The 23,355-nt window shown below is 68.7% G+C and carries 26 protein-coding genes; 12 read left to right on the top strand and 14 right to left on the bottom strand.

Going from position 1 to position 23,355, the window contains the following annotated elements; all coding sequences use genetic code 11:
- Nucleotide 1 precedes the first annotated feature (1 nt).
- Nucleotides 2–1,363, top strand: a complete 1,362-nt coding sequence (locus tag H7I41_RS10835; RefSeq protein WP_264012581.1) for a cation:proton antiporter — start codon at nt 2–4, stop codon at nt 1,361–1,363.
- 35 nt (nt 1,364–1,398) lie between these two features.
- Here the strand turns inward: H7I41_RS10835 and sodC are convergent, their stop codons facing one another.
- A complete protein-coding gene (gene sodC, locus H7I41_RS10830) occupies nt 1,399–2,235 on the bottom strand; it encodes a superoxide dismutase[Cu-Zn] (RefSeq protein WP_264012580.1) in 837 nt (278 codons plus the stop codon).
- A gap of 117 nt (nt 2,236–2,352) precedes the next feature.
- Between sodC and H7I41_RS10825 the strand changes: the two genes are divergently transcribed.
- Both H7I41_RS10825 and H7I41_RS10820 read left to right on the top strand, forming a co-directional pair.
- Nucleotides 2,353–4,011 (top strand): ABC-F family ATP-binding cassette domain-containing protein, encoded by a 1,659-nt coding sequence (locus tag H7I41_RS10825; RefSeq protein ID WP_264012578.1) that lies wholly within the window; start codon nt 2,353–2,355, stop codon nt 4,009–4,011.
- A 48-nt stretch (nt 4,012–4,059) separates the two neighbouring features.
- The gene (locus H7I41_RS10820) at nt 4,060–4,203 is read left to right on the top strand and encodes a hypothetical protein (protein WP_264012577.1); all 144 of its coding nucleotides are present in this window, start codon (nt 4,060–4,062) and stop codon (nt 4,201–4,203) included.
- A gap of 65 nt (nt 4,204–4,268) precedes the next feature.
- On the opposite strand, the gene H7I41_RS10815 is transcribed toward H7I41_RS10820, so the two are convergent.
- Both H7I41_RS10815 and H7I41_RS10810 read right to left on the bottom strand, forming a co-directional pair.
- Nucleotides 4,269–4,832, bottom strand: coding sequence for a TetR/AcrR family transcriptional regulator (locus tag H7I41_RS10815; protein WP_264012576.1), 564 nt, complete (start codon nt 4,830–4,832; stop codon nt 4,269–4,271).
- Nucleotides 4,833–4,885: 53 nt separating this feature from the next.
- Nucleotides 4,886–5,911, bottom strand: a complete 1,026-nt coding sequence (locus H7I41_RS10810) for a fused (3R)-hydroxyacyl-ACP dehydratase subunits HadA/HadB (RefSeq protein WP_264012575.1) — start codon at nt 5,909–5,911, stop codon at nt 4,886–4,888.
- A 156-nt stretch (nt 5,912–6,067) separates the two neighbouring features.
- Here H7I41_RS10810 and H7I41_RS10805 point away from each other — a divergent pair, with 156 nt between their 5' ends.
- Nucleotides 6,068–6,691 carry a flavin reductase family protein gene (locus H7I41_RS10805; protein WP_264012574.1) on the top strand — a complete coding sequence of 208 codons (624 nt, stop codon included), beginning with the start codon at nt 6,068–6,070 and terminating at the stop codon, nt 6,689–6,691.
- 15 nt (nt 6,692–6,706) lie between these two features.
- Here H7I41_RS10805 and H7I41_RS10800 read toward each other — a convergent pair whose 3' ends face one another.
- A complete protein-coding gene (locus tag H7I41_RS10800; RefSeq protein ID WP_264012573.1) occupies nt 6,707–7,912 on the bottom strand; it encodes an FAD-dependent monooxygenase in 1,206 nt (401 codons plus the stop codon).
- Nucleotides 7,913–8,129: 217 nt separating this feature from the next.
- Between H7I41_RS10800 and H7I41_RS10795 the strand changes: the two genes are divergently transcribed.
- Nucleotides 8,130–9,263 carry a cellulase family glycosylhydrolase gene (locus H7I41_RS10795; RefSeq protein WP_264012572.1) on the top strand — a complete coding sequence of 378 codons (1,134 nt, stop codon included), beginning with the start codon at nt 8,130–8,132 and terminating at the stop codon, nt 9,261–9,263.
- A gap of 15 nt (nt 9,264–9,278) precedes the next feature.
- Here H7I41_RS10795 and H7I41_RS10790 read toward each other — a convergent pair whose 3' ends face one another.
- Nucleotides 9,279–9,863 carry a TetR/AcrR family transcriptional regulator gene (locus H7I41_RS10790; protein WP_264012571.1) on the bottom strand — a complete coding sequence of 195 codons (585 nt, stop codon included), beginning with the start codon at nt 9,861–9,863 and terminating at the stop codon, nt 9,279–9,281.
- 77 nt (nt 9,864–9,940) lie between these two features.
- Here H7I41_RS10790 and H7I41_RS10785 point away from each other — a divergent pair, with 77 nt between their 5' ends.
- Nucleotides 9,941–10,780: an alpha/beta fold hydrolase gene (locus H7I41_RS10785; RefSeq protein ID WP_264012570.1), complete on the top strand. Its 840-nt coding sequence runs from the start codon at nt 9,941–9,943 to the stop codon at nt 10,778–10,780.
- On the opposite strand, the gene H7I41_RS10780 is transcribed toward H7I41_RS10785, so the two are convergent.
- Both H7I41_RS10780 and H7I41_RS10775 read right to left on the bottom strand, forming a co-directional pair.
- Nucleotides 10,772–12,142: a phenylacetate--CoA ligase family protein gene (locus H7I41_RS10780; RefSeq protein WP_264012569.1), complete on the bottom strand. Its 1,371-nt coding sequence runs from the start codon at nt 12,140–12,142 to the stop codon at nt 10,772–10,774. The two genes, H7I41_RS10785 and H7I41_RS10780, sit on opposite strands and share 9 nt — an antisense overlap.
- Before the next feature lie 112 nt (nt 12,143–12,254).
- Nucleotides 12,255–12,836 carry a TetR/AcrR family transcriptional regulator gene (locus H7I41_RS10775; RefSeq protein WP_264012568.1) on the bottom strand — a complete coding sequence of 194 codons (582 nt, stop codon included), beginning with the start codon at nt 12,834–12,836 and terminating at the stop codon, nt 12,255–12,257.
- Between the two features lie 51 nt (nt 12,837–12,887).
- Here H7I41_RS10775 and H7I41_RS10770 point away from each other — a divergent pair, with 51 nt between their 5' ends.
- A complete protein-coding gene (locus tag H7I41_RS10770; RefSeq protein ID WP_264012567.1) occupies nt 12,888–13,763 on the top strand; it encodes an SDR family oxidoreductase in 876 nt (291 codons plus the stop codon).
- A gap of 7 nt (nt 13,764–13,770) precedes the next feature.
- On the opposite strand, the gene H7I41_RS10765 is transcribed toward H7I41_RS10770, so the two are convergent.
- Nucleotides 13,771–14,616 carry an adenylate/guanylate cyclase domain-containing protein gene (locus tag H7I41_RS10765; RefSeq protein ID WP_264012566.1) on the bottom strand — a complete coding sequence of 282 codons (846 nt, stop codon included), beginning with the start codon at nt 14,614–14,616 and terminating at the stop codon, nt 13,771–13,773.
- 27 nt (nt 14,617–14,643) lie between these two features.
- The gene (locus tag H7I41_RS10760; protein ID WP_264012565.1) at nt 14,644–15,273 is read right to left on the bottom strand and encodes a TetR/AcrR family transcriptional regulator; all 630 of its coding nucleotides are present in this window, start codon (nt 15,271–15,273) and stop codon (nt 14,644–14,646) included.
- A gap of 211 nt (nt 15,274–15,484) precedes the next feature.
- Between H7I41_RS10760 and H7I41_RS10755 the strand changes: the two genes are divergently transcribed.
- Complete coding sequence (locus tag H7I41_RS10755) at nt 15,485–16,153, top strand: DUF2306 domain-containing protein (RefSeq protein ID WP_264012564.1); 669 nt, start codon at nt 15,485–15,487, stop codon at nt 16,151–16,153.
- A 67-nt stretch (nt 16,154–16,220) separates the two neighbouring features.
- Entirely contained in the window at nt 16,221–17,216 is a 996-nt protein-coding gene (locus H7I41_RS10750) for a glycoside hydrolase family 6 protein (RefSeq protein ID WP_264012563.1), read from the top strand.
- 3 nt (nt 17,217–17,219) lie between these two features.
- Here the strand turns inward: H7I41_RS10750 and H7I41_RS10745 are convergent, their stop codons facing one another.
- Both H7I41_RS10745 and H7I41_RS10740 read right to left on the bottom strand, forming a co-directional pair.
- Nucleotides 17,220–18,461, bottom strand: a complete 1,242-nt coding sequence (locus tag H7I41_RS10745) for an MFS transporter (protein WP_264012562.1) — start codon at nt 18,459–18,461, stop codon at nt 17,220–17,222.
- Nucleotides 18,462–18,597: 136 nt separating this feature from the next.
- Nucleotides 18,598–19,266 (bottom strand): response regulator transcription factor, encoded by a 669-nt coding sequence (locus H7I41_RS10740; RefSeq protein WP_264012561.1) that lies wholly within the window; start codon nt 19,264–19,266, stop codon nt 18,598–18,600.
- A 131-nt stretch (nt 19,267–19,397) separates the two neighbouring features.
- Between H7I41_RS10740 and H7I41_RS10735 the strand changes: the two genes are divergently transcribed.
- Together H7I41_RS10735 and H7I41_RS10730 are read left to right on the top strand one after the other, a co-directional pair.
- Complete coding sequence (locus H7I41_RS10735) at nt 19,398–19,679, top strand: GlsB/YeaQ/YmgE family stress response membrane protein (protein ID WP_264012560.1); 282 nt, start codon at nt 19,398–19,400, stop codon at nt 19,677–19,679.
- A 118-nt stretch (nt 19,680–19,797) separates the two neighbouring features.
- Nucleotides 19,798–20,163 carry an STAS domain-containing protein gene (locus H7I41_RS10730; RefSeq protein ID WP_264012559.1) on the top strand — a complete coding sequence of 122 codons (366 nt, stop codon included), beginning with the start codon at nt 19,798–19,800 and terminating at the stop codon, nt 20,161–20,163.
- On the opposite strand, the gene H7I41_RS10725 is transcribed toward H7I41_RS10730, so the two are convergent.
- From H7I41_RS10725 to H7I41_RS10715, 3 genes are read right to left on the bottom strand one after another with little or no spacing between them, the layout of a single operon-like run.
- Nucleotides 20,144–20,719 carry a carboxymuconolactone decarboxylase family protein gene (locus H7I41_RS10725; protein ID WP_264012558.1) on the bottom strand — a complete coding sequence of 192 codons (576 nt, stop codon included), beginning with the start codon at nt 20,717–20,719 and terminating at the stop codon, nt 20,144–20,146. The genes H7I41_RS10730 and H7I41_RS10725 overlap by 20 nt on opposite strands.
- Complete coding sequence (locus tag H7I41_RS10720; RefSeq protein WP_264012557.1) at nt 20,716–21,036, bottom strand: carboxymuconolactone decarboxylase family protein; 321 nt, start codon at nt 21,034–21,036, stop codon at nt 20,716–20,718. Before H7I41_RS10720 ends, H7I41_RS10725 begins: the two co-directional genes overlap by 4 nt.
- Nucleotides 21,037–21,096: 60 nt before the next feature.
- Nucleotides 21,097–22,317 (bottom strand): MFS transporter, encoded by a 1,221-nt coding sequence (locus H7I41_RS10715; protein ID WP_264012555.1) that lies wholly within the window; start codon nt 22,315–22,317, stop codon nt 21,097–21,099.
- 84 nt (nt 22,318–22,401) lie between these two features.
- Between H7I41_RS10715 and H7I41_RS10710 the strand changes: the two genes are divergently transcribed.
- A complete protein-coding gene (locus H7I41_RS10710) occupies nt 22,402–23,229 on the top strand; it encodes a class I SAM-dependent methyltransferase (protein WP_264012661.1) in 828 nt (275 codons plus the stop codon).
- Nucleotides 23,230–23,355: the final 126 nt, after the last annotated feature.

Raw genomic sequence — 23,355 nt, 5'->3', positions numbered from 1 at the left:
ATTGCCCTCTCTGCTCTCGATCACCGCCCACTTCTTCCTGCAGGTCGCCGTCATCCTGCTGACCTACCGCCTGCTCTGGCCGCTGTTCCGCCGACTCGCCCAGGTGCAGGTGGTCGCGATCATGGTGGCCGGATTCCTGCTCGGCCCTTCGGTTCTGGGCTGGCTGTGGCCCGCTGCGCAGCAGTGGCTCTTCCCGACCAAGCTCACCATCGGGGCCGAGACGTTCACCCACCCGAACCTCACCGCCATCTATGTCGTCGGCCAACTCGGGCTCGTGCTCTACATGTTCCTGGTCGGGGCGTCGTTCAAGCTGGACATCCTCGGCGCACACGTGCGGCAGGCGGGTGTCACCGCGGCCGCGGGCATCGGCGTCCCGCTGGTCCTCGGCGGGCTCGTCGGATGGTGGATGGTCGGCCTCGGCGGATACTTCACCGACAAGGTGGTGCACTGGCAGGGCGGTCTGTTCGTCGCGGCCGCCGTCGCCATCACCGCGTTCCCGATGCTGGCGTGGATCATCTATGACTCCGGCCTGCTCAACACCAGGCTCGGGACGATGGCGCTGTCCTGCGCCGCGGTCGACGACGCGTGCGCCTGGGTGCTGCTGGCGACCGTCGTGGCGACGACCAAGGGAAGCCTGTTCGGCGCGTTCCTCGCCATCGGCGGCGGGCTGCTCTATCTGCTGTTCATGGCCTACCTGGGCCGCCCGCTGCTCGCGAAATTGGAGACGTGGACGCCGCCCCGCGGCGACGTCGAACGCACCGGCGGGCTGCCGATCGCCCAGTTGAGCATCATTCTCATCGTCGTTCTGATGGCCAGCTGGTTCACCGATGTGGTCGGGATCTATTCCGTGTTCGGCGCTTTCGTGGCAGGCGCCGTCATGCCGCGCGGTGCGCTGCTCGACACGATCCGGGAGCGCTTCGAGCCGCTGGTGGGATACCTGCTATTGCCCGCGTTCTTCATCTATTCGGGGCTGAACACGCAGCTCACCCTGATCCTCGACCCGTCGACCCTGCTGATGGCGGGGCTCGTCCTGGTGGTGTCGTTCGCCGCCAAGTTCGGTGCCATCGGGCTGGCGGCGCGTTCGCAGGGGATGAGCTGGTACGAGGCCGGTTCGATGGGAGCCCTGGCCAACGCCCGCGGACTGATGGAACTCATCCTGCTCAACATCGGTCTCGAAGCCGGATTGATCTCGGGGAAGCTCTACACGATTCTCGCGCTGATGACGATCATCACCACGTTCCTCGCCACGCCGCTACAGCGACTGTTCGAACGCCGGCTGCGCAAAACGGGGTCGAAGTTCGGTCCTGCGGGGGAGGAGCCGCACGACGACGTGCCTCGAGCGTCGTACGCATCCGACTCGTAGTCGCACGGTCTCAGGACGAGCCCGCCCAGGCGGCTCTAGCCAGGCGGCGGCAATGTCGCAGTCGTCGTCGCAGTCGTCGTGGCCGGGGTGGTGACGGTGGTGGTGGTGCTCGGGATCACCGTCTCGGTGACCGGCGGCGGCACGATCACCGTCGGGTTGATCACCGTCGTCTCGGTGACGGTGCTCGGAGTCGTGGTGGTCGTCGTGGTCGTGGTGGTGGTCGTGGTCGATGTCGTGTCCGATACCGCCTCGATCACGCCGCAGGCGATGCGTCCGCCCGCATCGCCGGTGGCGAGCGTGTTCTGATCCGGGCCCGCGGTCCCGTCCGGTTGGCTGTAGCGATCCGGGATGTGGCCGAAGTTGTCCTCGTCCTCGTGGATCATCAACGCGGTGCCCGCTCCGTCCAGGAGATCTTGGGCGGTGAACGCGTCGGTGGTCGTGACGAGCTCGGCCGAGCCGTCCGAGCGCACCTCGAGCGAGGTCAGATCCCCGCTCGCGGGATGCCCCGTGTGGCCCGGAGCCTGGAAGTGGCCGCCCGCGGAGAGGAAGTCGCCCGGGTCTCCGCCGGTGGGGGCTACCGAATCGGCTTCGCATTTGCCGACGGAATGGATGTGCATTCCGTGGAAGCCGGCGCTCAGAATGCCGCTCTCGACGGTTTCGACGGTGATCCTGGCGAAGCCGTTCGCGAAGTCGAGGGTCGCGTTGGCGACCGGCGTTCCGTCGGCCGTCCTCAGCTGCGTGGTCAATCTCTCGGTCCCGGCGGGCGCGGGATCGGTCGCGTTCTCATCGGTCTGATCGGCTGAGCGGCATCCGCCGAGCACAGCGAGGGGTGCCGCCAGCAGGGCCGCCGCGACGGCGATTCGGTTTGCCATGGCGCACCGATTACCCCGAATGTGACCGGCGACACATGCCGCCCGACCTCATGGTGCGCGTCGGCGTCGGTTCGGCTGCGCGCCGAACCCGCGACCCGGTGATGCGACGATGGACCCATGACCGCAACGCTCGTCGCGAAGAACGTGGCGGGTGGATTCGCGCATCGCACCCTCTTCGAGGGGCTCGACGTCACCGTCGCTCCCGGCGACGTCGTCGGAGTAGTCGGTGCCAACGGGGCCGGGAAGAGCACGCTCCTGAGGATCCTGGCCGGCGATCTCGAACCGCTCGACGGTGCGGTGAGCATCGCCCCGGCCGACGCGTTCGTCGGGTGGCTGCCGCAGGAGCACGAGCGGGTCCCGGGGGAGACGGTCGCCGGGTACATCGCGCGCCGTACCGGCTGCACCGACGCCACGCGGGCCATGGACGAGGCGGCCGCGGCACTGGCGGATCCGGACCCTGCGCACGGCGATCCGGCCGCTGTCTACTCTGCGGCGCTGGATCATTGGCTCGTCACCGGCGCCGCGGACCTCGACGAGCGGGTGCCAGCCGTGCTGGCCGACCTCGGGCTCGACTCCGACGCGGTGCGGCCGGAGACGACACCGATGACCGCCCTGTCCGGCGGGCAGGCGGCGAGGGTGGGGCTCGCGGCCCTGATGCTGTCGCGTTTCGACGTCGTCCTGCTCGACGAGCCGACCAACGATCTCGACCTGGACGGGCTGGCCCGCCTCGAGCAGTTCGTCCGTGATCTTCGCGGCGGTGTGGTGCTGGTGAGTCATGACCGGGAGTTCCTCGCCCGCACGGTGACCCGCGTCCTGGAGCTGGATCTGGCGCAGAACACCACCACCGTCTTCGGCGGTGGCTACGAGAGCTACCTCGAGGAGCGTGAGGTCGCCCGCAGGCACCGGCGCGAGCAGTACGACGAGTTCGCGGACAAGAAGGCCGATCTGGTGGCGCGCGCACGCATTCAGCGGGAGTGGTCGAGCCAAGGTGTGCGCAACGCGATGCGCAAGGCCCCTGACAACGACAAGAACCGGCGTCGCGCCGCCACCGAGTCCAGCGAGAAGCAGGCGCAGAAGGTCCGCCAGATGGAGAGCCGGATCGCACGCCTCGAGGAGGTCGCCGAGCCCCGCAAGGAGTGGACTCTCGAGTTCACCATCGGCGCTGCGCCGCGGTCGAGTTCGGTTGTGGCGACACTCGACGAAGCCGTCGTGCGCCAGGGTGATTTCGTGCTCGGGCCGGTGTCGCTACAGGTCGATGCCGGTGAGCGGATCGGCATCACCGGCCCTAACGGCGCGGGGAAGTCGACGTTGTTGCGACTGCTTCTCGGTCGGCGGCGTCCCGATCAGGGCCGTGCGAGTCTCGGCGCCAACGTCGCGGTCGGCGAGATCGACCAGGCGCGGGCAGATTTCACCGGATCCGGCCGACTCGTCGACCGCTTCGAGGAGCGGGTGCCGACATGGTCGACCGCCGACGTGCGGACGCTGCTCGCGAAGTTCGGGCTGCGCGCCGATCACGTGGAACGTCCGGTCGACGCACTCTCGCCCGGAGAGCGGACCCGCGCCGGCCTCGCGCTGCTGCAGGCATGTGGCACGAACGTGCTGGTGCTCGATGAGCCGACCAACCATCTCGACCTCGCGGCCATCGAACAGCTGGAGCAGGCGCTCGACACCTTCGACGGTGCGCTGTTGCTGGTGACGCACGACCGCCGGATGCTGCAGAACGTCCGGCTGGACCGGTCGTGGCGGGTGGCCGGCGGCCGGGTCACGGAGGTGTGAAGCCTGCCGCCATCCGGGTAAGCCATGGGTCGACGGGAAGGACCCCCTATGAGCACGCCCGACCACGCGGAGAACACCGGAGACAACCTGCGCCACGCCGCGGAAGTCCAGCAGCAGGCGCTCGACGAGGACACGCAGACGCAGGACCCGCCCGAGCAACCCGTCGCCACCCCACCCGACTTCAACACCTGACCAACCGGTCATTTCGGCGTGATCACGCGCGGACAGCGCGCGCGATCACGCCAAATCGCTCGGACTCAGGCGGAGTAGGGGCCGACGAGGAGCTGACGGATCAATGGCTTGGTCCAGCGGATGATCTCCTGCTGGCTGAGATCGGCGACTGCCGGGTTGGCGAGCACGTATCGCGTGGTGGCCAGACCGATCACCAGCGCGCCCATCAGGCCGGCGCGCTGGGCCGGGTGATCGGGTGCGACAGCCGCGAACGCCGGCGCCACCTGGGTGGCGAACACCTTCCGCATGGTGTCCGCCGCCGTCTCGCTGGTCATCGCCGCGCGCAGCAGAGCGACGAACGTGGTGTCGCGTTCCCACACCGCGAAGAAACGGGACAGCAGGACGTCGGCGATCTCATCGTGCTCCACGGCGCTCAGGTCGGGCAGGTCGATCTTGAATTCGGCCGCCTCGGCGAAGAGTTCCTGTTTGGTGCCGAAGTACCTGATGATGAGCGCCGGATCGATCCCGACGTCCGCGGCGACGGCGCGCAGCGTGGTGCTCTGGTAGCCGTCGGAGCCGAACCGGAGCCGAGCCGCAGCCAGGATGTCGGCGCGCGTCTGCGCAGCATTGCGCGATCGGCCGGTGCTCATCCGGCAACGATAAGCGGTCGCGGCGAGCGATCCGCCGATCCCCGCGCCGGCGGTCAGCGGAAGCGGACGTCCATCGTCGCCAGACCGAAGATCTTCCGGCCGCCCGACTTCGCACCGACGATGACGGTGCCGCTGCGGGTCGCCGGGTCCAGCGACTTGATCCGGCCGCTGAACTCGATGTCCGCACCTTCGGCGGACGACACGACCGCGGGCGCGGACAGCCGGATCGCATAGCGGGTGACCGCTCCCGGGTCGCCGGACCACGCCGAGGCGAAGCCCGCCCCGAGACCCATGGTGAGCATTCCGTGCGCGATCACATCCGGTAGCCCGGCCAGCTTCGCGATGTCCTCGTCCCAGTGGATGGGGTTCGCGTCCCCGGCCACGCCCGCGTAGTTCACCAGGTCGCCCCGGGACAGCCGGGCGTGGTGCACCGGGAGTTCGTCGCCGACCTTCACGTCGTCGAAGGAGGGCGTCCCCGGCGTGCGGTCGGCGTCGCGGGTGGAGATCCGGACCTCGCCGTCGGGGCGCTCGGTCTTGCGGTACTCCTCCTCGCCGACCCCGAAGATGTTGACGTCGTGCATCATCGCGTTGTTCACCGCGGTCTTGATCTCCGGGTTGAGATCCTCGGCGGTGACGCCAACGACGGTGGTGTGGAGTGTGTGCACCCTCTCGCCGGCGGCGTCGGTGAACGTGTTGGTCACGGTGATGAGGTCCCTACCGGCGATCCGGCGCACCGAGGTCAGTTCGACGTCGATGTGCAGCTCGTCTCCGGCCACGATGGGCCGGTGCTGCTCGAAGACCTCCTCGGTCTGCATGTAGGTGTCGTAACCGACGACGACCTGCTCGAACATGTGGCGATTGCACTTCATGCCCGGAGTCGAGGTGAAGGTCAGCGGCGCCACCAGGTCGGGATACCCGAGCTTCTCGGCGGCGGCGACGTCCCAGTGCGCGGGGTGATAGTCCTGCACCGCGCGGGCGTAGTCGCGTAACGTCTCGCGGCCCACCAGGTAGGTGCCGTCCATCTGGTAGTAGTGGCCGACCCGCGCCTCGAGCGGCGAAGGTTCTGCTGCTGCGGTCATGAATGTGCTCAACTCTTCCATCGGCTTGGTCGCTGAGGCCGACACAGCACACTAACGCGCCGGGTCCGGCGCCCTTCACACCGCTGCGCTGCGCCGGTGACGGCAGCGTGGCAGTCTGACGCTCCTCGAGAACGTCGTGCGATCAGAAGAGGTGTCATGGCTGGGACAGGAGCCCACTACTACCGGACCGCCGACGGAACGGGGCTGCCGCACGATCCGTTCAACGCCATCGTCGGACCGCGCCCGATCGGCTGGATCTCCACCCAGGACGCACACGGAGTGCGCAACCTCGCGCCGTACAGCTTCTTCAACGGGTTCAACTACCACCCCCCGATCGTCGGGTTCGCCTCGATCGGCTGGAAGGACAGCGTCTCGAACATCGACGCCACCGGCGAGTTCGTGTGGAACCTGGCGACACGCGAACTGGCGGCCGCGATGAACGAGACCTCCGCCACGCTGCCGTCCGATCAGGACGAGTTCACCCGGAGTGGGCTGACACCGGTGTCGTCGACCCTCGTCGCGTCGCCGCGGGTGTTGGAGAGCCCGGTCAACTTCGAGTGCCGCCTGACGCAGCTCGTCCAGCTCCAGGACACCGAGGGCGAAGCGGTCGAGACATGGCTGGTGCTCGGGCAGGTGGTCGCCGTGCACATCGACCAGCAGTGGTTGGTCGACGGGATCTACGACACACCCGGTCCGCGGCCGATCCTGCGGGCCGGCGGGCCCGCCGCCTACTCCGAGATCGGCCCCGACAGCGTCTTCACCATGACCCGGCCCGGCTAGCGGCGGTGCCGGCCGTCAGCGGTGTCGGTTCGGGTAGTCGGGCAGGGCAAGCGGGTCCCCTCCGATGTTGCCGAGGCCCCTGCTGCTGACGGCGGCGACGGCCCTGCCGATGGGCCCCGCGGCGAGGCCGGCGCCGGCGTGGAGAACGCGAATCCCGTTGCGTGTCCGTGGATTGGCGAATCTGAGCACACCGGCGCGCACGGTGGGCGCGGTGGCGACGAACGGCTGCATGACGCGTTGGTATTCCGTCAACGCCCGTCGGACGTCGTCGCCACCGGCCAGTTCGCCCGCCAGCACGTAGGCGCCGATGAGTGCCAGGCTGGTCCCGGCGCCGCCGAACGTCGCATTGCAGAACGCGGCGTCCCCGAGCAGCGCGATCCTGCCCCTGCTCCACGACGGGCTGCGCACCTGGCCGACGGCGGAGAAGTACATCGGTGCACCGTCCTGCAGTGCGGCGATCACCCGCGGCGCGGCGCCGCCGACATCGGCGAACGTGCTGCGCAGGATGGTGATCTGACCGTCACGGTCGAGGTCGTCGAATCCCCGCACGTCGCAGATGAAGCTGAGGATTGCCCGGGTGGTCCCGAGATTGTCGGGCCGCAGATGCACGCCGCGATGCTGCGTCGCGTGCTGCCAGTTCCACCACTGGTCGTCGGACTCGAGCCGCGGGATGGTGGCGTAGGCGAAGTACATGCCGAGATCGTCGACGTCGACGGACGAGACGAAGCGGCGCGAGCGCGAGTGCAGGCCCTCGGCGATCACCACGAGGTCGGCGTCGATGGCGGCACCGTCATCCATCATGGCGGTCACATGGCTACCGTGATCCGTGACGTCGGCGATCCGGGTGTCGAAGAGGTAGTCGGTGGTCTCCTCGGTGTGCTCGATCAGGATGCGCGACAGTTCACCTCGCAGGATCTCCAGCTCGGCGGTGGGACCGTCGCGTCCCCCCGGCGAGGCCACCGGGAACGACGCCGCCGCCGAACCGTCCGCCTTGACGAAGCGCGTTCCGATTTCGCCGGTGCCTGCGGCGCGAACGTCGTCGTCGATGCCCATCCGTGCGACCACCTCCCGGGCGGCGCCCCGGATGTCGACGTTCTGGCCCTCTTCGCGACGCCGCGGAAAGCGCTCGACGACCGTCGTTCGCCAGCCGCGGGCGGTGAGTTGATGGGCGAGCGCGGGTCCGGCGATGCCGGCGCCCGAGATGACAGCGTGGGGACTCATGAAGCGCAGCGTCCTGTCTGGGAAGGCGCCGGCGGCAGCTGGGCCATGGAGATGGGAGATTCCTGGTGTGCCCGTTGCGGGCCGATCCGAATCAGCGCCACCCGCGGGCCGGTCGAGGACCGCCTCCGGACGGAGATGGATAACGATTCGAAATCCGTTGTGTTGCAGGAAGCATTCTGGCGGCCGTCGGCACCGAGCCGAACACTAGAGTCACGACGTGCAACGGCGAACTGCTCTCAAGCTCCCGCTGTACCTCGCAGCAGCTGCGACGCTGACCAGAGTGCCTCTCGCTTCTGCTGAGGCTCCTCGATGGTCGGCCGATCGCGCCAACGCCTGGTACGCCGCCCAGGGCTGGCTACTCGGCGCCAACTACGTCACCTCGACCGCCGTGAACCAGATCGAGATGTTCCAGGCCGGCACCTACGATCCGACGCGCATCAATGCCGAACTCCGGCTGGCGCAGCGCATCGGATTCAACACCGTCCGGGTGTTCCTGCACGATCAGTTGTGGGCCACCGATCGGGAGGGGTTCAAGCGCCGGCTGACGCAGTTCGTCGGGATCGCGGCGAGTAACGGCATCAAGCCGCTCTTCGTGCTGTTCGACTCGTGCTGGGACCCGCTGCCCAAGCCGGGTAAGCAGCGGCCGCCGGTCACCGGCGTGCACAACTCCGGCTGGGTGCAGGGTCCCGGGGCGCATCGTCTGCGGGACCCCGCCTACACCCGCGTGCTGCAGAGCTACGTCACCGGCGTGGTCGGCATGTTCGCCAACGATCCCCGCGTGCTGGGCTGGGACGTGTGGAACGAGCCTGACAATCCGGCCCGCGACTACCGCAAGGTCGAACACGAGGACAAGCAGGAACTGGTGGCTGCGTTCCTCCCGCACGTGTTTCAGTGGACCCGCGCCGTCAACCCGGTGCAGCCGTTGACCAGCGGCGTCTGGCAGGGGCACTGGAAAGATCCCGGCAGCCGCAGCAAGATCTGCAGCATCCAGCTCGAGCACTCCGACGTCATCAGCTTCCACAGCTACGGAGACCCGGCCGAGTTCGAGGCCCGCATCGACGAACTCGCGCCGCTCGGACGGCCGATCCTGTGCACCGAATACCTGGCGCGGGGCCTGGGCAGCACCGTGGAAGGTGTGCTGCCGGTCGCGAAGCGGCGCAACGTCGCCGCCTACAACTGGGGTTTCATCGCCGGGCGGACGCAGACGTACCTGCCGTGGGATTCCTGGAAGAAGCCCTACGCCGAGCCACCGGAGCGGTGGTTCAGCGACCTGCTCTATCCCGACGGGCGGCCCCATGACGAGGAGGAGATCCGGGTGATACGCCAGCTCTCCGGAGCGAAGCCCACCTGACGGTTCAGGCGATCCCTACGCGCTCACCTCGGCGAGTGCCGTACTCACGGCGGCCTGCACCCCGTCGCCCGCGGCGATCATCGGTTCGATCGAGCGCAGGGTGCGGCACAGCACGAACGCTCCTTCGAGGGCCGTCAGTGTCACGAGCGCGAACCGCCGGCTCTGTTCGCCGGTGATGTCGAGTTGGCCGAACCAGTCCGCGAGCCCGGCCAGCCAGCTCTCGAACACCTCGGCGGCCTCCAGGCGTAGCCGCTCGTTGGTGCTCGCCACCTCCAGGGCGATGGTCTCGATCGAGCAGGCCTCGCTGTAGTCCTGAGCCTGCAGGAGCCGTCCGGCGTTCATGAACAACTGCGGGATGCCGGTCGCCGGGTCGGTCTGCGCCAACTGCGCGCCGACGAATTCGCCGTACCGAACCCCCTCGCTGCGAATGACTTCGGCGCTGATCGATTCCTTGCCGCCGGGGAAGTGGTGGTAGATCGAGCCGAACGGCGCCCGCGCCGCGCCGGAGATCTGCTTGAGGCCGGTCGCCGACATGCCCTGGCGCCGGTACAGCTCCGCCGTCGCCTCCAGTATCCGGTCGCGGGTGCCGAGATCGGCCATGACAACTCCTCCTTGCGCAAGCGTCCTGGCACAGCATATCGTCAGCCTGAGTAGAACGATCTATCTAGGAGGTCTGGATGCCCACAGTCGACGTACCGGCCGGACCCATCGCTTACGAGGACACCGGAGGGCAGGGTCCCGTCCTGGTCTTCGGCCACGGCCTGCTCATGGACGGCCGGCAGTGGCGCAAGGTGCTGCCACTGCTTCCCGGTTACCGCTGCATCACGCCCACCCTTCCCATGGGCGCCCACACGACGCCGATGAACGACGACGCGGTGCTGACCGAGGACGGGATGGCCCGCATCCTCGCCGACTTCCTCGATGCCCTCGACCTCGATGACGTGACGCTGGTCCTCAATGACTGGGGCGGAGGACAATTCGTCATCTCGGAAGGACGGGACAAGCGCGTGGGCAGGCTCGTGCTGGCCTCGTGCACGGCGTTCGACAACTACCCGCCCAAGCCGGCGCGCCCGGCCGCGATGCTGTGCCGGTTCCCCGGCGGCGGATGGGTCCTCAGCCGGATGTTCGGCACCAGCTTCTTCCGGCACAGCCGGCGTGCCTACGGCGCGCTGAGCAAGAAGGGACTGCCGGACGCGCTGTACGACGAGTGGTTCCGCCCCGTCGTGCAGAACGCCGCGATCCGGCGCGACCTGGTCAAGTTCGCGACGGGCGCTCCTTCGCGCCGGCGTCTGCTGGAGATGTCGGAGCAGATGCGGGCATTCACGCGGCCGGTGCTCGTGGTCTGGGCCCGCGAGGACCTGATGATGCCGCTCGAGCATGCGGACCGGCTGGTCGAGCTCTACCCCGACGCGACCAAGGTGATCGTCGACGACTCCTGGACACTCATTCCCGAGGACCAGCCCGAGGCGATGGCAGAAGCGTTACGGGAGTTCGTTCCGATGACCGGGTCAGTGTGACGCCAGCGGTACGAATCGCTTGAGCTTGCCGCTGCCCGAGTGGCGGGTCAGCGTGTCGACCGCCTGTATCCGGACCGCCGGGTGCGCGACGCCGTGCCGCCGCATCGCCGCCACCAGCGCCGGGCCCAGGGACTGGATGTCGGCGCCGGTTATCACCAGCACGTCCGCACCGTTCTCGGTCTGCACCACCTGATACTCGGCAATGCGTGGATCGGTGCCGAGTACGTGACGAAAAGCGCTGGCGGGCACCGACTGTGAGCCGTAGACGAAGTCGTCGTCGCGGCGGCCGCTGATGTCGGCGACCCGGGCGAACGCGCTGCCACAGGCACACGGGCCGGACATCATCGTGATCTGGTCGCCGAGGTCGTACCGGATGAAGGGGAACGTGCGGTTGGACAGACCGGTGGCCAGGGTGCGTGCCGCGGGCTCATCGGGCGCCACCGGCAGACCATCACCGTCGACGCGTTCCAGGATCACCTCGTCCTCGCAGATGTGCAGTCCCTGCCCCTGCCCGCAACCCACCGCCTGCACGCCGATTTCGGTCGAGCCCCAGAGATTGTGCAGCGGCGCGTGCCACGCGTCGACGATCGCGTCACGATCCTCCGGCAGAAGCGGTTCCGAGTTGGTGCTGACCCGCGAGGGGGTGATCCGGAGGTCACCCGCCAGGGTGGCGCGAGCCAGCCGCCCGATGACGCTGGCGTAGCCCACGAGGTGGGTGGGGGCGTGTTTCTGCACCGCCGCGAGCACCTCGTCGAATGGTGCACCGGCTTCGATGACGACGGTGTCCATGCCCGCGACGGTGGGCACGTCGAACAGCGGTGTGCTGGCGTGCGGTGGCACTCCGGCGGTCAGCACCGCCAGCAGCGCCCTCGGCGTCGGCTCGCGTCGACGTTCGGCACGCGCCTGCATGCGCCAGGCAAGGCATGCGGTGGTCACGAAGAACGGCCAGTCCCAGACATACACCCCGCGCACGCCGCTCGAGCCGCCGCTGCTGAACACCTGGTGATCGTGAGCGGTGTAGGAGAACCACGTCTGCCCGCCCAGAATGTGTTCCGCTGCTGCGTGATCGAGGTCAGGCGTCGTCACGATCGAATCCCACTCGGTCTGTGCCTCGGATTTCGTCAGCATCGGGATCGACGCCAGGTCTGCGGCCGTCACCGCCTCGAGGTCGACGCCGTGCAGCCGTTCGGAGTAGAACGCGGACCGTTCGCGGGCATATCTGAGCAGGGCGCGCAGCCTGCGGTCGCGGTGCCGCCGGATCTGCTCCGCCGGCCAGTCGAGACGGCCAACATGATCGTCGAGCGCCGCCTGCACGGCGTCGAGGTGGGCGGCGCGGATGCGCTGATAGGCCGACCGTCCCATGGCGGTTCCTTCCTTCGTGGCCGCAACGCTATGGAGCCCGGCGGATCCTGTCCTGCGAACGGCGAGCACCCTGGGCCCCGCTACACCGCGCAGCCGACCGGCCGTTCCGCGGTCAATCCCGGCGACCGGCCTGTGCTGCCATGGCCAGGAGGGCGTCGACGAGTTCCTCGGCGGTGGTGTGCCACACGTCCGTGCTGAGCAGGCCGCTCCCGTCGAGGCCGGCGGCGCCGTGTGCGCCGGTGAGGAAGATGGCCGCGTACCGGTGCGGATTTTCGTCGCCGACGACCGCGGCGACGATCGCGAGGAACTCGTCGCACATGCGTTGCGCGGCGCGGGCCGTCGCGGCGGGGTCGCCGGCCGGGGGGCGGAACATCAGTCGATACAGGTGCGGCCGTTCGCGACTGAGCGTGATCACGCCGACGAGCGCGGCGCGCAGCCTGTCGGCGGGGGAGAGGCCTCGGTCGTTCCGCAGCGCCTGCATGTGGACGCCGATGTGCTCCCAGCCCTCGACGGCGACCGCGGTCAGCAGGCTCTCCTTATCCGCGAAGTGCCGATAGGGCGCACCGCGGCTGAGGCCGGCGCGCGCGCCCACCTCCCGCAGTGTCACGGCGGCGGGACCTCCTGCGTCGAGCAGTGCAGCGGCATCGTCCAGGAGGGCCCGGCGCGTGGCGGCGGCTGATTCAGCGCGCTTCATGGTTCGCCCATCATATGTTGACACTGTCAGCTGGACAGGTACGGTCTTGAGATGACGATGTCATCTGTAGTTGGCGAGCTCGTCGCCGTCACCGGCGCGTCCACCGGCATCGGCGCGGCCACGGCACGCGAAATGGGACGGCGGGGATTCCACGTCCTCGCCGGAGTGCGGCGCGAGCGGGACGCCGACGCGATCCGGGCGCCGGGCATCGAACCGGTGATCATCGACGTCACCATCCCGGACCACATCCAGGCTCTGGTGGCCAGGGTGCGTGACGACCCGCAGCGCCGGACACTGCGGGCGCTGGTCAACAACGCCGCGATCCAGGCCAACGTGCCGATCGAGGCGTTCCCCGTCGAACAGTGGCGGCGCATGTTCGAGGTCAACCTGTTCGGTCAGGTCGCGGTGACCCAGGCGCTGCTGCCCGCCCTCCTCCGCAGCAAGGGACGCGTGGTCAATATCAGCTCGGTGGGCGGCAGGGTCGCGATGCCCACCTACGGTCCGTACGCCGGAACGAAGTTCGCGCTCGAAGCGGTCAGTGACTCCTTGAGGCGCGAACTCGCCCCGTCCGGCGTCCGGGTGGTGGTGGTCGAACCGGGCGCCGTGCACACGGAGATGCTCGGCCGGGCGATCGCCACGGCGACCGAGCTGGTGTCGACGATGACGCCGGAGCAGCGCGGGCGCTACGGCGGGCTGGTGCATGCCGTCAACGCACAGGCCATCTCGTCCACCGAGTCTGGTTTGCCGGCGAGCGCCGCGGCGAGCGTGATCGCGAAGGCGGTGACCGCGCGCAGGCCGCGCACTCGCTACACCGTCGGCCGTGATGCCGCGCTGATCACCCGCATGGTGCGATTCCTGCCCGACGGCGCACTCGACCGCGTCCTCGTCGCCGCGCTGCGTCCCCACTTCCCGAAGGCCGGCAACTGAGCCCGGCTCACCGCTGCAGGAGTCGCGGCTCCTGCTCCGCGGGAAGTACCGCGTAGACCGTCTGAATCCCGCCTATTCCCTTGAACTCCACCTCCTGCGGCGCCCCGAACTCGACGCCCTCGACTCCGCCGACCGACTCCTGCAGCGCGGCGGTCACCAGGATCTGGCCGCCGTCGGCGAGATCTGCGACGCGCGCCGCCACGGCGACGTCGAGGCCGAAGAGGTCCTCGCCGCGCCGCACCGATGTGCCGACGTGCGCGCCCATCCGCACCCGGATGCCGTCCCACCGCCGGCCGTCCTGCGTCAGAGCGTTCTGGACGGCGATGCAGCACCGCACCGCATCGACCGGCTCGGCGAAGGCGATCATGAACCCGTCACCCTGGTTCTTGACGACGTAGCCGCCGTGGTCGGTGACGAGTCCGCCGATCAGCTTGTTGTGCCGTTCGAGCAATTGCACCCACGCGCGGTCGCCCATCGACTCGTTGCGCTGGGTGGAGCCCTCGATATCGGAAAAGACCAGGACGACCGTGCCCGCGGCGGTGATCTTCGCGAGTTCGGGCCGCTCGACGCGCGCCCAGCCGGCGAGGTCCTCGATCGAGCTTCGCACCTGCCCCCCGATGCCTCTGCGGAGGATCGCGTCGGCGGTCTGCACCGTGTTCGTCACCGCCCTGACCGCCAGGGGGCCGACGCCCACCGGTTTACTCCTGCGGCGGGGCGCCTCGTCCTCCCGCTGCCGGCGTCGGAGAGCCCGACGCGTCGCCGACAAGCTTCGCCGCGACACGACCAACACGATCCCCAGCGCGATCAGGCCGGCGGTCTCGAGCGCGATCACGATCAGCAGCGCAACGGTCACCTGACGAGTATCGCGGAGCAGTCCGGGCTATGAGTGGTGTGCCCGCGCGTAGTACACCGCGCGGTCCACCAGTTCCCGGCACACCTGCTCCTCGTCGGCGAACCACGGAAATTTCGGCGAGCTGGCGCGCAGGGTCACGTAACCGTGCAACGCCGCCCACAGCAGCGCGGCGTGCTGCTCGGCCAAATCACGCGTTGCGCCGGTCGATTCAGCAAGCGCCTCGACGAGGATGCCGAACGCTTCGGCGCCGTTGGGGTACAGGAAAGCAGGTCCCCCCGCGGCGAGTTGCTCGGTCCGTGCGAGGCTTCGCCGACGTTCGAACAACGTGAGGTACCGCTCCGGCTGACGAAGGCCGAACCGGATATACGCCATACAGATGGTGAAGAGCCGGTCACCGGGCCCTGACTGGTCGCGCGCCTCGCGAAGCAGGGCCGAGAGTTGGGCGAATGTCTGCTGCACCAGTTCGTCGACGATCGCTCGACCATCGGGAAAATGCGCGTAGATCGACGGGGCCGACACCCCGGCTTCACGCGCGACCGCGCGCAAGCTGACCGCGTCCTCGCTGCCGGTGCGCTCGAGGAGACGTTGTGCGGCCACCAGCAGATCGTCGCGGAGTTTCCGGCCCTCGCCCCGTGCGTTGCGTTGACGTACCGCCATCGGCGCCTTCCTGTGTAAACGCATGTGAGCATACGCAGCCCTGCGGAATACATCTAACGCTTGTATGTTTACGGCCGTTAAGTTACCGTTGTCGCGGATCGGACGACTCCGACGGCCTGGCAGAGGAGATGCGTGGATGACCACTCACAGCTCGGCGGCTGGTTCGGGTTCGACATCGAGGCTTCGGCACGCGCCATGGTTGGTGATCTTGTTGACGTCTCTGGCTGTCGCGGTGTTCTTCCCCAGCCAGTACGTCAGCGGCACTCTGGAGGCCCTGGCTCAGCGCGACACGGGACTCGCCGGCACCTACGCCGAGCGACCGTTCGCCATTCAGATCGCGTTCTACGTGCACATCGCCTCGGCGGGATTGGCGCTGCTGGTCGGCGGCTTCCAGTTCTCTCGCGGATTGCGGCGGCGGTCGCGTCTCGCTCACCGCTGGGTGGGCCGGACGTACGTGGCCTCGGTTCTGGCAGGCGGTCTGTCGGGGCTGGTGATGGCCTTCTTCAGTTCGGTCGCCTTCACAGGGCTGTTCGGTTTCGGAACCTTGGCGGTTCTGTGGATGTGGTCGACCTACCACGGCTACCGAAGTGCCCGTGACCGGGATTTCGCCTCGCATCAGGCCTGGATGATCCGCAGCTTCGCGCTGACCTACGCTGCACCGACGCTGCGACTGTGGTTGATCATCCTGACCGTCGTCCAGCTTCCTCTTGGCCTTGACGAGGCACAGGTGGCCCTGAACGCCTATGCGCCGGTGCCCTTCCTGTGTTGGCTGCCGAACCTCGTCGTCGCCGAATACCTCATCCGGCGCCGTGGGCTGCCCTCGTTGTTCCGTACGCCAACTGAGGGCCGGGCGTTACTCGGCGTTGCCTCGCCCGGATGAATCTAGCCTCGCCGCGCACAGGGCGGATTGGCGCTGAGTGATTCGAACCACTAATTTCCCTGGGGTGATGTCCTCAGCTGTTGGCGCGGTCGCGCGGTGGTTCACCCCCTTCGTGACGGTCGCGGCCGTCGCCGCTCTCGGTGTCGTGCCCGGACCGGCCGCGGGGCCAGCGCCGGCGGTGCGCCTGGTCAGTGACGCGAACCCGCTGGCCGGCAAGGCCTTCTACGTCAACCCGGCGTCGAAGGCCAGACGCGCCGCGGACGGCGTCGATCCGCCGAACCCCCAGCTCAACGCCATCGCCGACACGCCGACGGCGTATTGGATGGATCATCTGTCGACGCCCGCGGTGGACGCCAAGTTGATCGCCTCCGCACAGGCGGCTGGCACCGTGCCGCTCCTGGCGCTCTACGGCATCCCGAACCGCGACTGCGGAAGCTTCGCCGCGGGCGGCTTCGGCTCCGCCGATTCCTACCGGGGCTGGATCGACGGCGTCGCCGCCGCCGTGGGCTCCGGTCCGGCCGCGGTGATCCTCGAACCCGACGCGCTCGCCATGGCCGACTGCCTGTCGCCCGACCAGCAGCAGGAGCGCTACGACCTGATCCGCTACGCCGTCGACACGCTCACCCGCAACCCCGCCACGGCGGTGTACGTCGACGCCGGTCACCCGCGCTGGGTGGCGGCCGACGTCATGGCCGCCCGGCTGAATGACGTCGGGGTGGCCAAGGCGCGGGGCTTCAGCCTCAACACCGCGAACTTCTTCACCACCGAGGAGAACCTCGGATACGGCGGAGCGATCTCGGGGATGACGGGCGGCAAGCCCTTCGTCATCGACACCTCACGCAACGGCGCCGGGCCGGTGGAGGGTGACGATCTGTACTGGTGCAACCCCAGCGGCCGCGCGCTGGGCGTCGCGCCCACCACGGCGACCGGCAATCCGCAGGTCGATGCCTTCCTGTGGGTCAAACGGCCCGGTGAGTCCGACGGCTCGTGCCGCGGCGCACCGAGCGCGGGGACCTTCGTCAACCAGTTCGCTATCGATCTGGCCAACAACGCGGGCCGGTAGCCATCACGCGCACACTGCGGCCGCCGGCCGGGACCTCTGCTGCGCGGTGACGGTCAGCACCGCCACCAGTCCCGCCGCGGCCGCGACGTAGAACCAGCCCAGCGGCGCCTGTGACCGCTCGGGCAGCCACGCCATCAACGCCGTCGCCAGCGCGATCGACCCGTAGCAGAACGTGCTGATCAAGCCCGTGATCAGCCCGATGTTGCGGGAGAACACGCCCATCGCCAGACCCTTGGTCAACGGATCGAGCACGCCGATGCTCAGCAGCGCGACCGCCGCGCCACCGGTGATCGCCAGCGCTGACAACCCGACGCATTGCGCGGAGGCGAGCATGATCGCCCCGGCCAGCGCGAGCACCGCCGACGCGGCGATGGTCAGTCGCCGCGTCGTCGTCCGCCGGGCCAGCGCACTACACGTCGCCGCGCCGACGAAGTTCGCGGCGCCGACGCCTAGCGCGACGAAACCGTAGGCGGCCGAGGAGAATCCGAGACCGTCCTGGTACAGGAAGGGGCCGACGACTGCGAACACCGTCTGTGCCGCCGCGACGACACCGAACATCATCGCGAACGCGACGAAGCCGCGGTGCCGCAGCGCCTCGGCCAGAACGCCTGCCGCGGCGCGCAGGTCCACCGGCGACCGGCGTTCGCGCTGCAGCGTTTCCGGCAGCACCACCGTCACCAGGATCGCGACCGTCGCCGTCAGCGCCGCCAGCACCACGAAGACCAATCGCCATGACCCGAACTGCGAGATGAAGCCGCCGATGGCCGGCGCCACCACGGGAGCCGATCCCCACGCCGCGCCGAGCAGGCCCAGCACCGACACCAGTTTGGCGCCGCGGAAGCAGTCCGCGGCCACCGTGGCTGCCAGCAGCAGGCAGGTGCCCCCGCCGAAGCCCTGCAGGAGGCGCAGCCCGATCATCACCGGTAGATCGCCCGCCAGTGCGCACCCGATGCTCGTCACGGTCATCACACCGATCCCGGCCAGCAGCACGCGCTTGCGGCCGATCGCGTCGGCGAGCAGGCCTGCGGGCAGCACCACCAATGCCATGCCCAGCACGTAGGCGGTGACGGTGTTCTGCACCATCGTGTTCGACGCGGCGAAGTGCTCGGCGATCCTGGGCAGCGCCGGGGTGTAGATGTCGAAGGCGACCTGTTCGAGGGGACTGACCAGGAGCAGGACGCCGATGATGCGCCGCGCGGTGGACGCGTCGGGCGCCCACTTGGTGTGGGATGTCGGCTGCGGCATCGGGAGCTCCGTTTCTCGAACACACCGGTGATGGTGTTGGCTCGAAACTACGAAGCGCGAGCGACGGTGTCGTGGTTGTGCGCACTACCGCCGCAACCAGCGAATAACGCCTTGTGCGCATTGTGCTCGCAGGCGGTCAGGGGCCGCCCTTCCAGTGTTCGATGCGGTTGTGGTCCGGGGTGAAGCCGTGTTTGACCCCCCATAGCACCGCCTGGGTGCGGCTGGCCACGCCGAGCTTGCGGTAGATCGTGCGGATGTAGGACTTGATGGTGTTCGGGCTGAGGTAGGTCAGCGCCGCGACGTCGGCGTTGCTCTTGCCCTGGGTGATGAGCGCGAGGATCTCGGCCTCCCGGTCGCTGAGCCCCTCGCCGCGGCCCGGCCAGTCGAGCCCGGGAGCGCTCCGGACCCGCGGTGGGGGATCGCTGATGACCGTCTCACCGGCGTGCACCGCCTCGATGGCGGCGACGAGCTCCCGTGCGGGCAGGGTCTTGGAGAGATAGCCGTGGGCACCGTGTTCCCGGGCGCTCTCGATGAGGGCGGGGTGAAAGTTCCAGGTGTAGACCACGACCCGACGTGCACGCGGATTCGCCACCAGGTGGCCGATCTCCTCGTGATCGGACTCGGGCTGGGCGAAGGAGTCGTAGAGCACGATGTCGACGGCGTCCTCCAGGCCCATGTTCGCATCGATCTCGGCGACGACGACACGGTCGCGGTAGCGGTCGAACATGTTGGCCACGCCCATAAGCACCACGTCGTAGTCGTCGACCAGGGCGACGGTGATCGGTGCCTTCGGCGGCGGTGCCATGAACCTCAGATTACCTACCTAGGGGTGTATCTGCACCACCCCTAGGGGTGTTCGACTGAGTGCAGTGTCAGGCAGCCGCCCGACCGCCCGATCCCAGCGCGCACCGCGCTGAAACAGAAAGGCTGACAGCCATGATCGGACTCATCATCACCGTCGTCGTCATCGGACTCATCGCGGGCGCCCTCGCGCGCCTGCTCGTGCCGGGCAAGCAGAACCTGTCGATCCCGATGACCATCCTGCTCGGCGTCGTCGGCTCGTTCGTCGGCGGATTCCTCGGGTATCTGCTGTTCCACAAGGACGGTTCGGACGGATTCCTGCAGCCGGCCGGCCTCATCGGCTCCGTCATCGGCGCCGTCATCGTTCTGGTGATCTGGCTGCGCGTCGGCGGGCGCAAGTCCGTCAGCCACCGCTAGGCACGGAGTCCGGCGAAGAGGCCGGCTCCGGTACGACCGGGGTCGGCCTCTGCCGCTTCGCATCTCGCGTGCCCGGCACCTGCACGAGCACACCCATCAGCGTGTCGAAAGGGGAATCATGATCCGCCAGCACGCTGTACGCGCCGGATTCGGCCTCACCAGCGAGTGGATCGAACACATCGCGGTGATCACCGTTTCGGGAGACCTGGACTTGCTCACCGCGCCGGCGCTGAGCGAGGCGATCGACGTCGCGTTGAGCGAATCGCCCGACGCCCTGATCGTGGACCTGTCCGAAGTGCACTTCCTGGCGGTGGCGGGAATGAATCTGCTCCTGGTCACCCATCGGAATATCCCACCGTCGACACCTTTCGCGGTGGTCGCCGACGGTCCCGCCACCCGCCGGCCGCTGACGCTCACCGGAGTGGACGCCGTCGTCCGCGTTCACCGAACTCTCGACGAGGTGCTCAGCGGTATCCGCGCTTGAGCAGATGTCGTGCACCGGCCGTCATGGCGTCGGGCGGTGCGATCGCGAAGTCGAACGCGTTGGCCAGCCGGGCGGTGATGTCGAACGCCAGGGATACCGCCAGCGCATCCTCGATCTGCTCCGCGGACACCCCGGCCGACAGAACTTTTCGGACATCGTCCACGTCGACGGTGTGCTCGCGAGCGAGCTTGCCGAGCATGAGAAGCATCGCCCGCAGCGGCTCCTCGATCGGCGCCGTGTCCAGATCGGCCAGGACGGCGCTGACCCTCGCCTGATCGCCGAACCAGATGCCCGACGTGGTGGAGTGCGCCGCGACGCAGAACGGGGAGGCATTGGCCTGGGCGACGACCGCGGCCATCAGCTCACGATCCCCGATCGACCACGACGAGCTGCCCCGCATCGCCTCGTGCGTGAGATCCCCGGCTCCGTAGAAATCCTTTCGGTACAGCGCCAGCTTGACGGCGTCGACCACCGGATGACGCGACACCAGCCGGATCATCGCCAGTAGCGCCTTCGTGCCGAATGGGTGTCCGTGGTCGAGGATCTCGAGTCTCATCGCCCGCCCCTTCCTTCACCGGTCGCCTCGGCGAGCGCGACAAGAGCACAGCTGTGGTGGCGGTCCGCCTGGCCGATCGCCGCGCACACCACGATCTCGAAGACCTGGTCCTCGCTGAGCCCGGCGGCACGGACAGCGGAGACGTCCTCGTCGGTCACCGCGTCGGAGTGCACGGCCACCTTGTCGACCAACGAGCGCATCGGTTCGTCCAGACCCCTGTTGTCGAACGCGGCCCGGCGGAGTTCGAGCGGCGCCGTCGCGTCGTTGCCGAGCACGCGGGCGATGAGCTCACGGTGCAGGCGGCTGATATCGGTCATGGTCTTCGATCTTCGCGCGAACGACCCCGCGATGGAACCGCTGTCCGCTGACCAGAAGGATCAGGCTGGTCGAGAAGGCGCGTCGTCCGAAGCCGTTGCGGGACGTACGAGCGCCGCGGCGGATCCCAGCACGGCCATCACGATGAATGTGTTCGCGGCTCCCAGTGCCTCGATCAGCGCTCCCGCGGCGGGAGCGCCGAGCGCCTGGCCGAACGCGATCATGAAGAACGCCAGGCCGACGCCGAAGGACGTCGAATCGGGATAGACGCGGGTGCTCCAGACCAGGACGAGCCCGGTGAGGCCGATGTAGGCCGCCCCGAAGACCGCGACGGCGACCATGACGGCGGCGATGCTCGACGGGGCGAGCGCGAGGATGACCGTCGCCACCGACATCGCCAGCGTGGTCACCACCCAGGCGCGCCGGAGGCCGATGCGCTGAGCGGCATCGCCGCCGAGCGCTCCGACGATGCCTGCGGCGCCCAGGACCGTCCACGCGATCGACGCGACGGCGACGCTCGCCGAACCGGTCGTGCTGATCAGGTCGCGACCAAAACTCCACACCGCGATGCTGCCGATGCCGGTGAGCAACGACGCCGCCACCAGACCCCAGCTGCCGGTGCGCCATCGGCGGACGGGCGGGCCGGTGTCCGAGTTCGACGTGCCACGGACGGTGACGGCCACCCACAGCGTCACGACGGCGGCGATGACCGCGTAGACGCCCCACGCGAATCGCCAGTGATCGAACAAGGCGAAGGCGATGGGGCCGGAAACGACGACGCCGACGCCGGTTCCGGCGTTGACGATGGTCTGCGCGCGGTCACCGGCGTCGCCGTGGATGCGTTGCGACACCGCGGCCGCCAGCGGGGGCGATGCGATACCCGTGCTGGTCCCGGCGATGAGGACGCCGGCGGCCAGGACCCATGCCGACGGCGCAAGAGCCACCATCGACATCCCGGCCGTGGCGACGACACCGGCGGCGACCGCCACCAGCCGCGGACCGACACGATTGGTGACAGCGGCGCTCGCGGCGATCGCCGCGCAGTAACCGACGTAGCTTCCCGCCGCGATCACGCCGACCGTGGTCGACGTCAGACCGAATTCGTCGGTGAGCACCGGCGTGAACAATCCGTATCCGAAGCGTGCGAGCCCGTAACAGCAGGCGATGAGCGCGGCGCCCGACGCGATGAGCGGATAGGACGAGTTCTTCACGCCTCGGGTTGCCTCTTTCGTGTCCGGTTCGAGCAGGTACGAACGGCGGTGCGCGAATCGTACGGCCGCCATTACGCTCCTGGACGAGGAGGGCGACACCTCCGAGAGGCGGACGACGTGGGCACTGACGAATTCGGCGGGGCATCGGCGACACCGGTGTCGAACGTCTCCGACACCGCACGCTGGGTGGCCGTGTATCGCGCCGTCGAGTCGGCGCGCCCCGATGCGGTGTTCGACGACCCCCATGCCGATCGGCTCGCCGGTGAGCGGGGACGCCAGATCGTCGCGTCGGTGCCCCGGATGATGCGTTCGGGTTGGTGGATGGTCGCGCGCACCAAGACCATCGACGACCTGATCTTTGACGCGATCGGCGCCGGTTGCGATCGCGTGCTCAATCTCGCCGCCGGGCTGGACACCCGGCCCTACCGGTTGGATCTGCCCGCTGAGTTCCGGTGGATCGAGGCCGATCTGCCGGGCCTGGTCGCCGAGAAGGAGCAACTGCTCGCCGGTGAGACGCCGAGGTGCCATCTGACGCGGTACCCCGTGGACCTCGCCGACCCCGAAGCCCGGGACCGGTTCCTGATCGAGGCGCTGGCGGGTGCGACGACGGCACTGGTGCTCACCGAGGGCCTGCTCATGTACCTGGAACCAGCCGACGTCGACGACCTGTCCCGGGCCTTGACCCGCCCCGAGGTCGCGTGGTGGATGCTCGACCTCGCAGGCCCGGGGCTGAAGAAGGCGATGAACGAGAACAGCCGCGGTCTGCTGCGCAACGCGCCGTTCAAGTTCGCCCCGCCCGAAGGGATCGGTTACTTCGAGGACCGCGGTTGGCGGGTGGGCGCGGTCGAGTCGGTGTTCGTCGTCGCGCACCGGCTCCGCCGGCTGCCGTGGTTCCTTCGGCTGGTGGCCCGCCTGCCCCAGCCCGACCCTCACCATCCGCCACGCAACAGGCCGTGGAGCGCGGTGGTGCGTCTCACCCGCTGAGGCGAAGCACGTCCGCCGCGCTGCGGGTGCACGATTGCGCGCCTGACGAAACACGCCGGAAACATCGCCGTCGCCTGTATGAAACGCGCGGCCGACATTCTCGTCCGGAACCGTCGAAGGAGCCGG

The organism is [Mycobacterium] manitobense, assembly GCF_025821665.1.
Lineage (GTDB): Bacteria > Actinomycetota > Actinomycetes > Mycobacteriales > Mycobacteriaceae > Mycobacterium > Mycobacterium arseniciresistens.
This window is presented reverse-complemented; position numbering and strand designations above follow the sequence as displayed.

Excerpts from the sequence above, each read along its gene's own strand:
- H7I41_RS10730 (WP_264012559.1), top strand. The coding sequence starts at position 19,798 with ATGATCCGCCAGCACGCTGTACGCGCCGGATTCGGCCTCACCAGCGAG.
- H7I41_RS10805 (WP_264012574.1), top strand. The coding sequence starts at position 6,068 with ATGGCTGGGACAGGAGCCCACTACTACCGGACCGCCGACGGAACGGGG.
- H7I41_RS10760 (WP_264012565.1), bottom strand. The coding sequence starts at position 15,273 with ATGGCGGTACGTCAACGCAACGCACGGGGCGAGGGCCGGAAACTCCGC.
- H7I41_RS10735 (WP_264012560.1), top strand. The coding sequence starts at position 19,398 with ATGATCGGACTCATCATCACCGTCGTCGTCATCGGACTCATCGCGGGC.
- sodC (WP_264012580.1), bottom strand. The coding sequence starts at position 2,235 with ATGGCAAACCGAATCGCCGTCGCGGCGGCCCTGCTGGCGGCACCCCTC.
- H7I41_RS10820 (WP_264012577.1), top strand. The coding sequence starts at position 4,060 with ATGAGCACGCCCGACCACGCGGAGAACACCGGAGACAACCTGCGCCAC.
- H7I41_RS10725 (WP_264012558.1), bottom strand. The coding sequence starts at position 20,719 with ATGAGACTCGAGATCCTCGACCACGGACACCCATTCGGCACGAAGGCG.
- H7I41_RS10825 (WP_264012578.1), top strand. The coding sequence starts at position 2,353 with ATGACCGCAACGCTCGTCGCGAAGAACGTGGCGGGTGGATTCGCGCAT.
- H7I41_RS10790 (WP_264012571.1), bottom strand. The coding sequence starts at position 9,863 with ATGGCCGATCTCGGCACCCGCGACCGGATACTGGAGGCGACGGCGGAG.
- H7I41_RS10770 (WP_264012567.1), top strand. The coding sequence starts at position 12,888 with ATGACGATGTCATCTGTAGTTGGCGAGCTCGTCGCCGTCACCGGCGCG.
- H7I41_RS10745 (WP_264012562.1), bottom strand. The coding sequence starts at position 18,461 with ATGCCGCAGCCGACATCCCACACCAAGTGGGCGCCCGACGCGTCCACC.
- H7I41_RS10740 (WP_264012561.1), bottom strand. The coding sequence starts at position 19,266 with ATGGCACCGCCGCCGAAGGCACCGATCACCGTCGCCCTGGTCGACGAC.
- H7I41_RS10800 (WP_264012573.1), bottom strand. The coding sequence starts at position 7,912 with ATGAGTCCCCACGCTGTCATCTCGGGCGCCGGCATCGCCGGACCCGCG.
- H7I41_RS10775 (WP_264012568.1), bottom strand. The coding sequence starts at position 12,836 with ATGAAGCGCGCTGAATCAGCCGCCGCCACGCGCCGGGCCCTCCTGGAC.
- H7I41_RS10750 (WP_264012563.1), top strand. The coding sequence starts at position 16,221 with ATGTCCTCAGCTGTTGGCGCGGTCGCGCGGTGGTTCACCCCCTTCGTG.
- H7I41_RS10810 (WP_264012575.1), bottom strand. The coding sequence starts at position 5,911 with ATGACCGCAGCAGCAGAACCTTCGCCGCTCGAGGCGCGGGTCGGCCAC.
- H7I41_RS10780 (WP_264012569.1), bottom strand. The coding sequence starts at position 12,142 with ATGGGACGGTCGGCCTATCAGCGCATCCGCGCCGCCCACCTCGACGCC.
- H7I41_RS10815 (WP_264012576.1), bottom strand. The coding sequence starts at position 4,832 with ATGAGCACCGGCCGATCGCGCAATGCTGCGCAGACGCGCGCCGACATC.
- H7I41_RS10785 (WP_264012570.1), top strand. The coding sequence starts at position 9,941 with ATGCCCACAGTCGACGTACCGGCCGGACCCATCGCTTACGAGGACACC.
- H7I41_RS10720 (WP_264012557.1), bottom strand. The coding sequence starts at position 21,036 with ATGACCGATATCAGCCGCCTGCACCGTGAGCTCATCGCCCGCGTGCTC.
- H7I41_RS10715 (WP_264012555.1), bottom strand. The coding sequence starts at position 22,317 with ATGGCGGCCGTACGATTCGCGCACCGCCGTTCGTACCTGCTCGAACCG.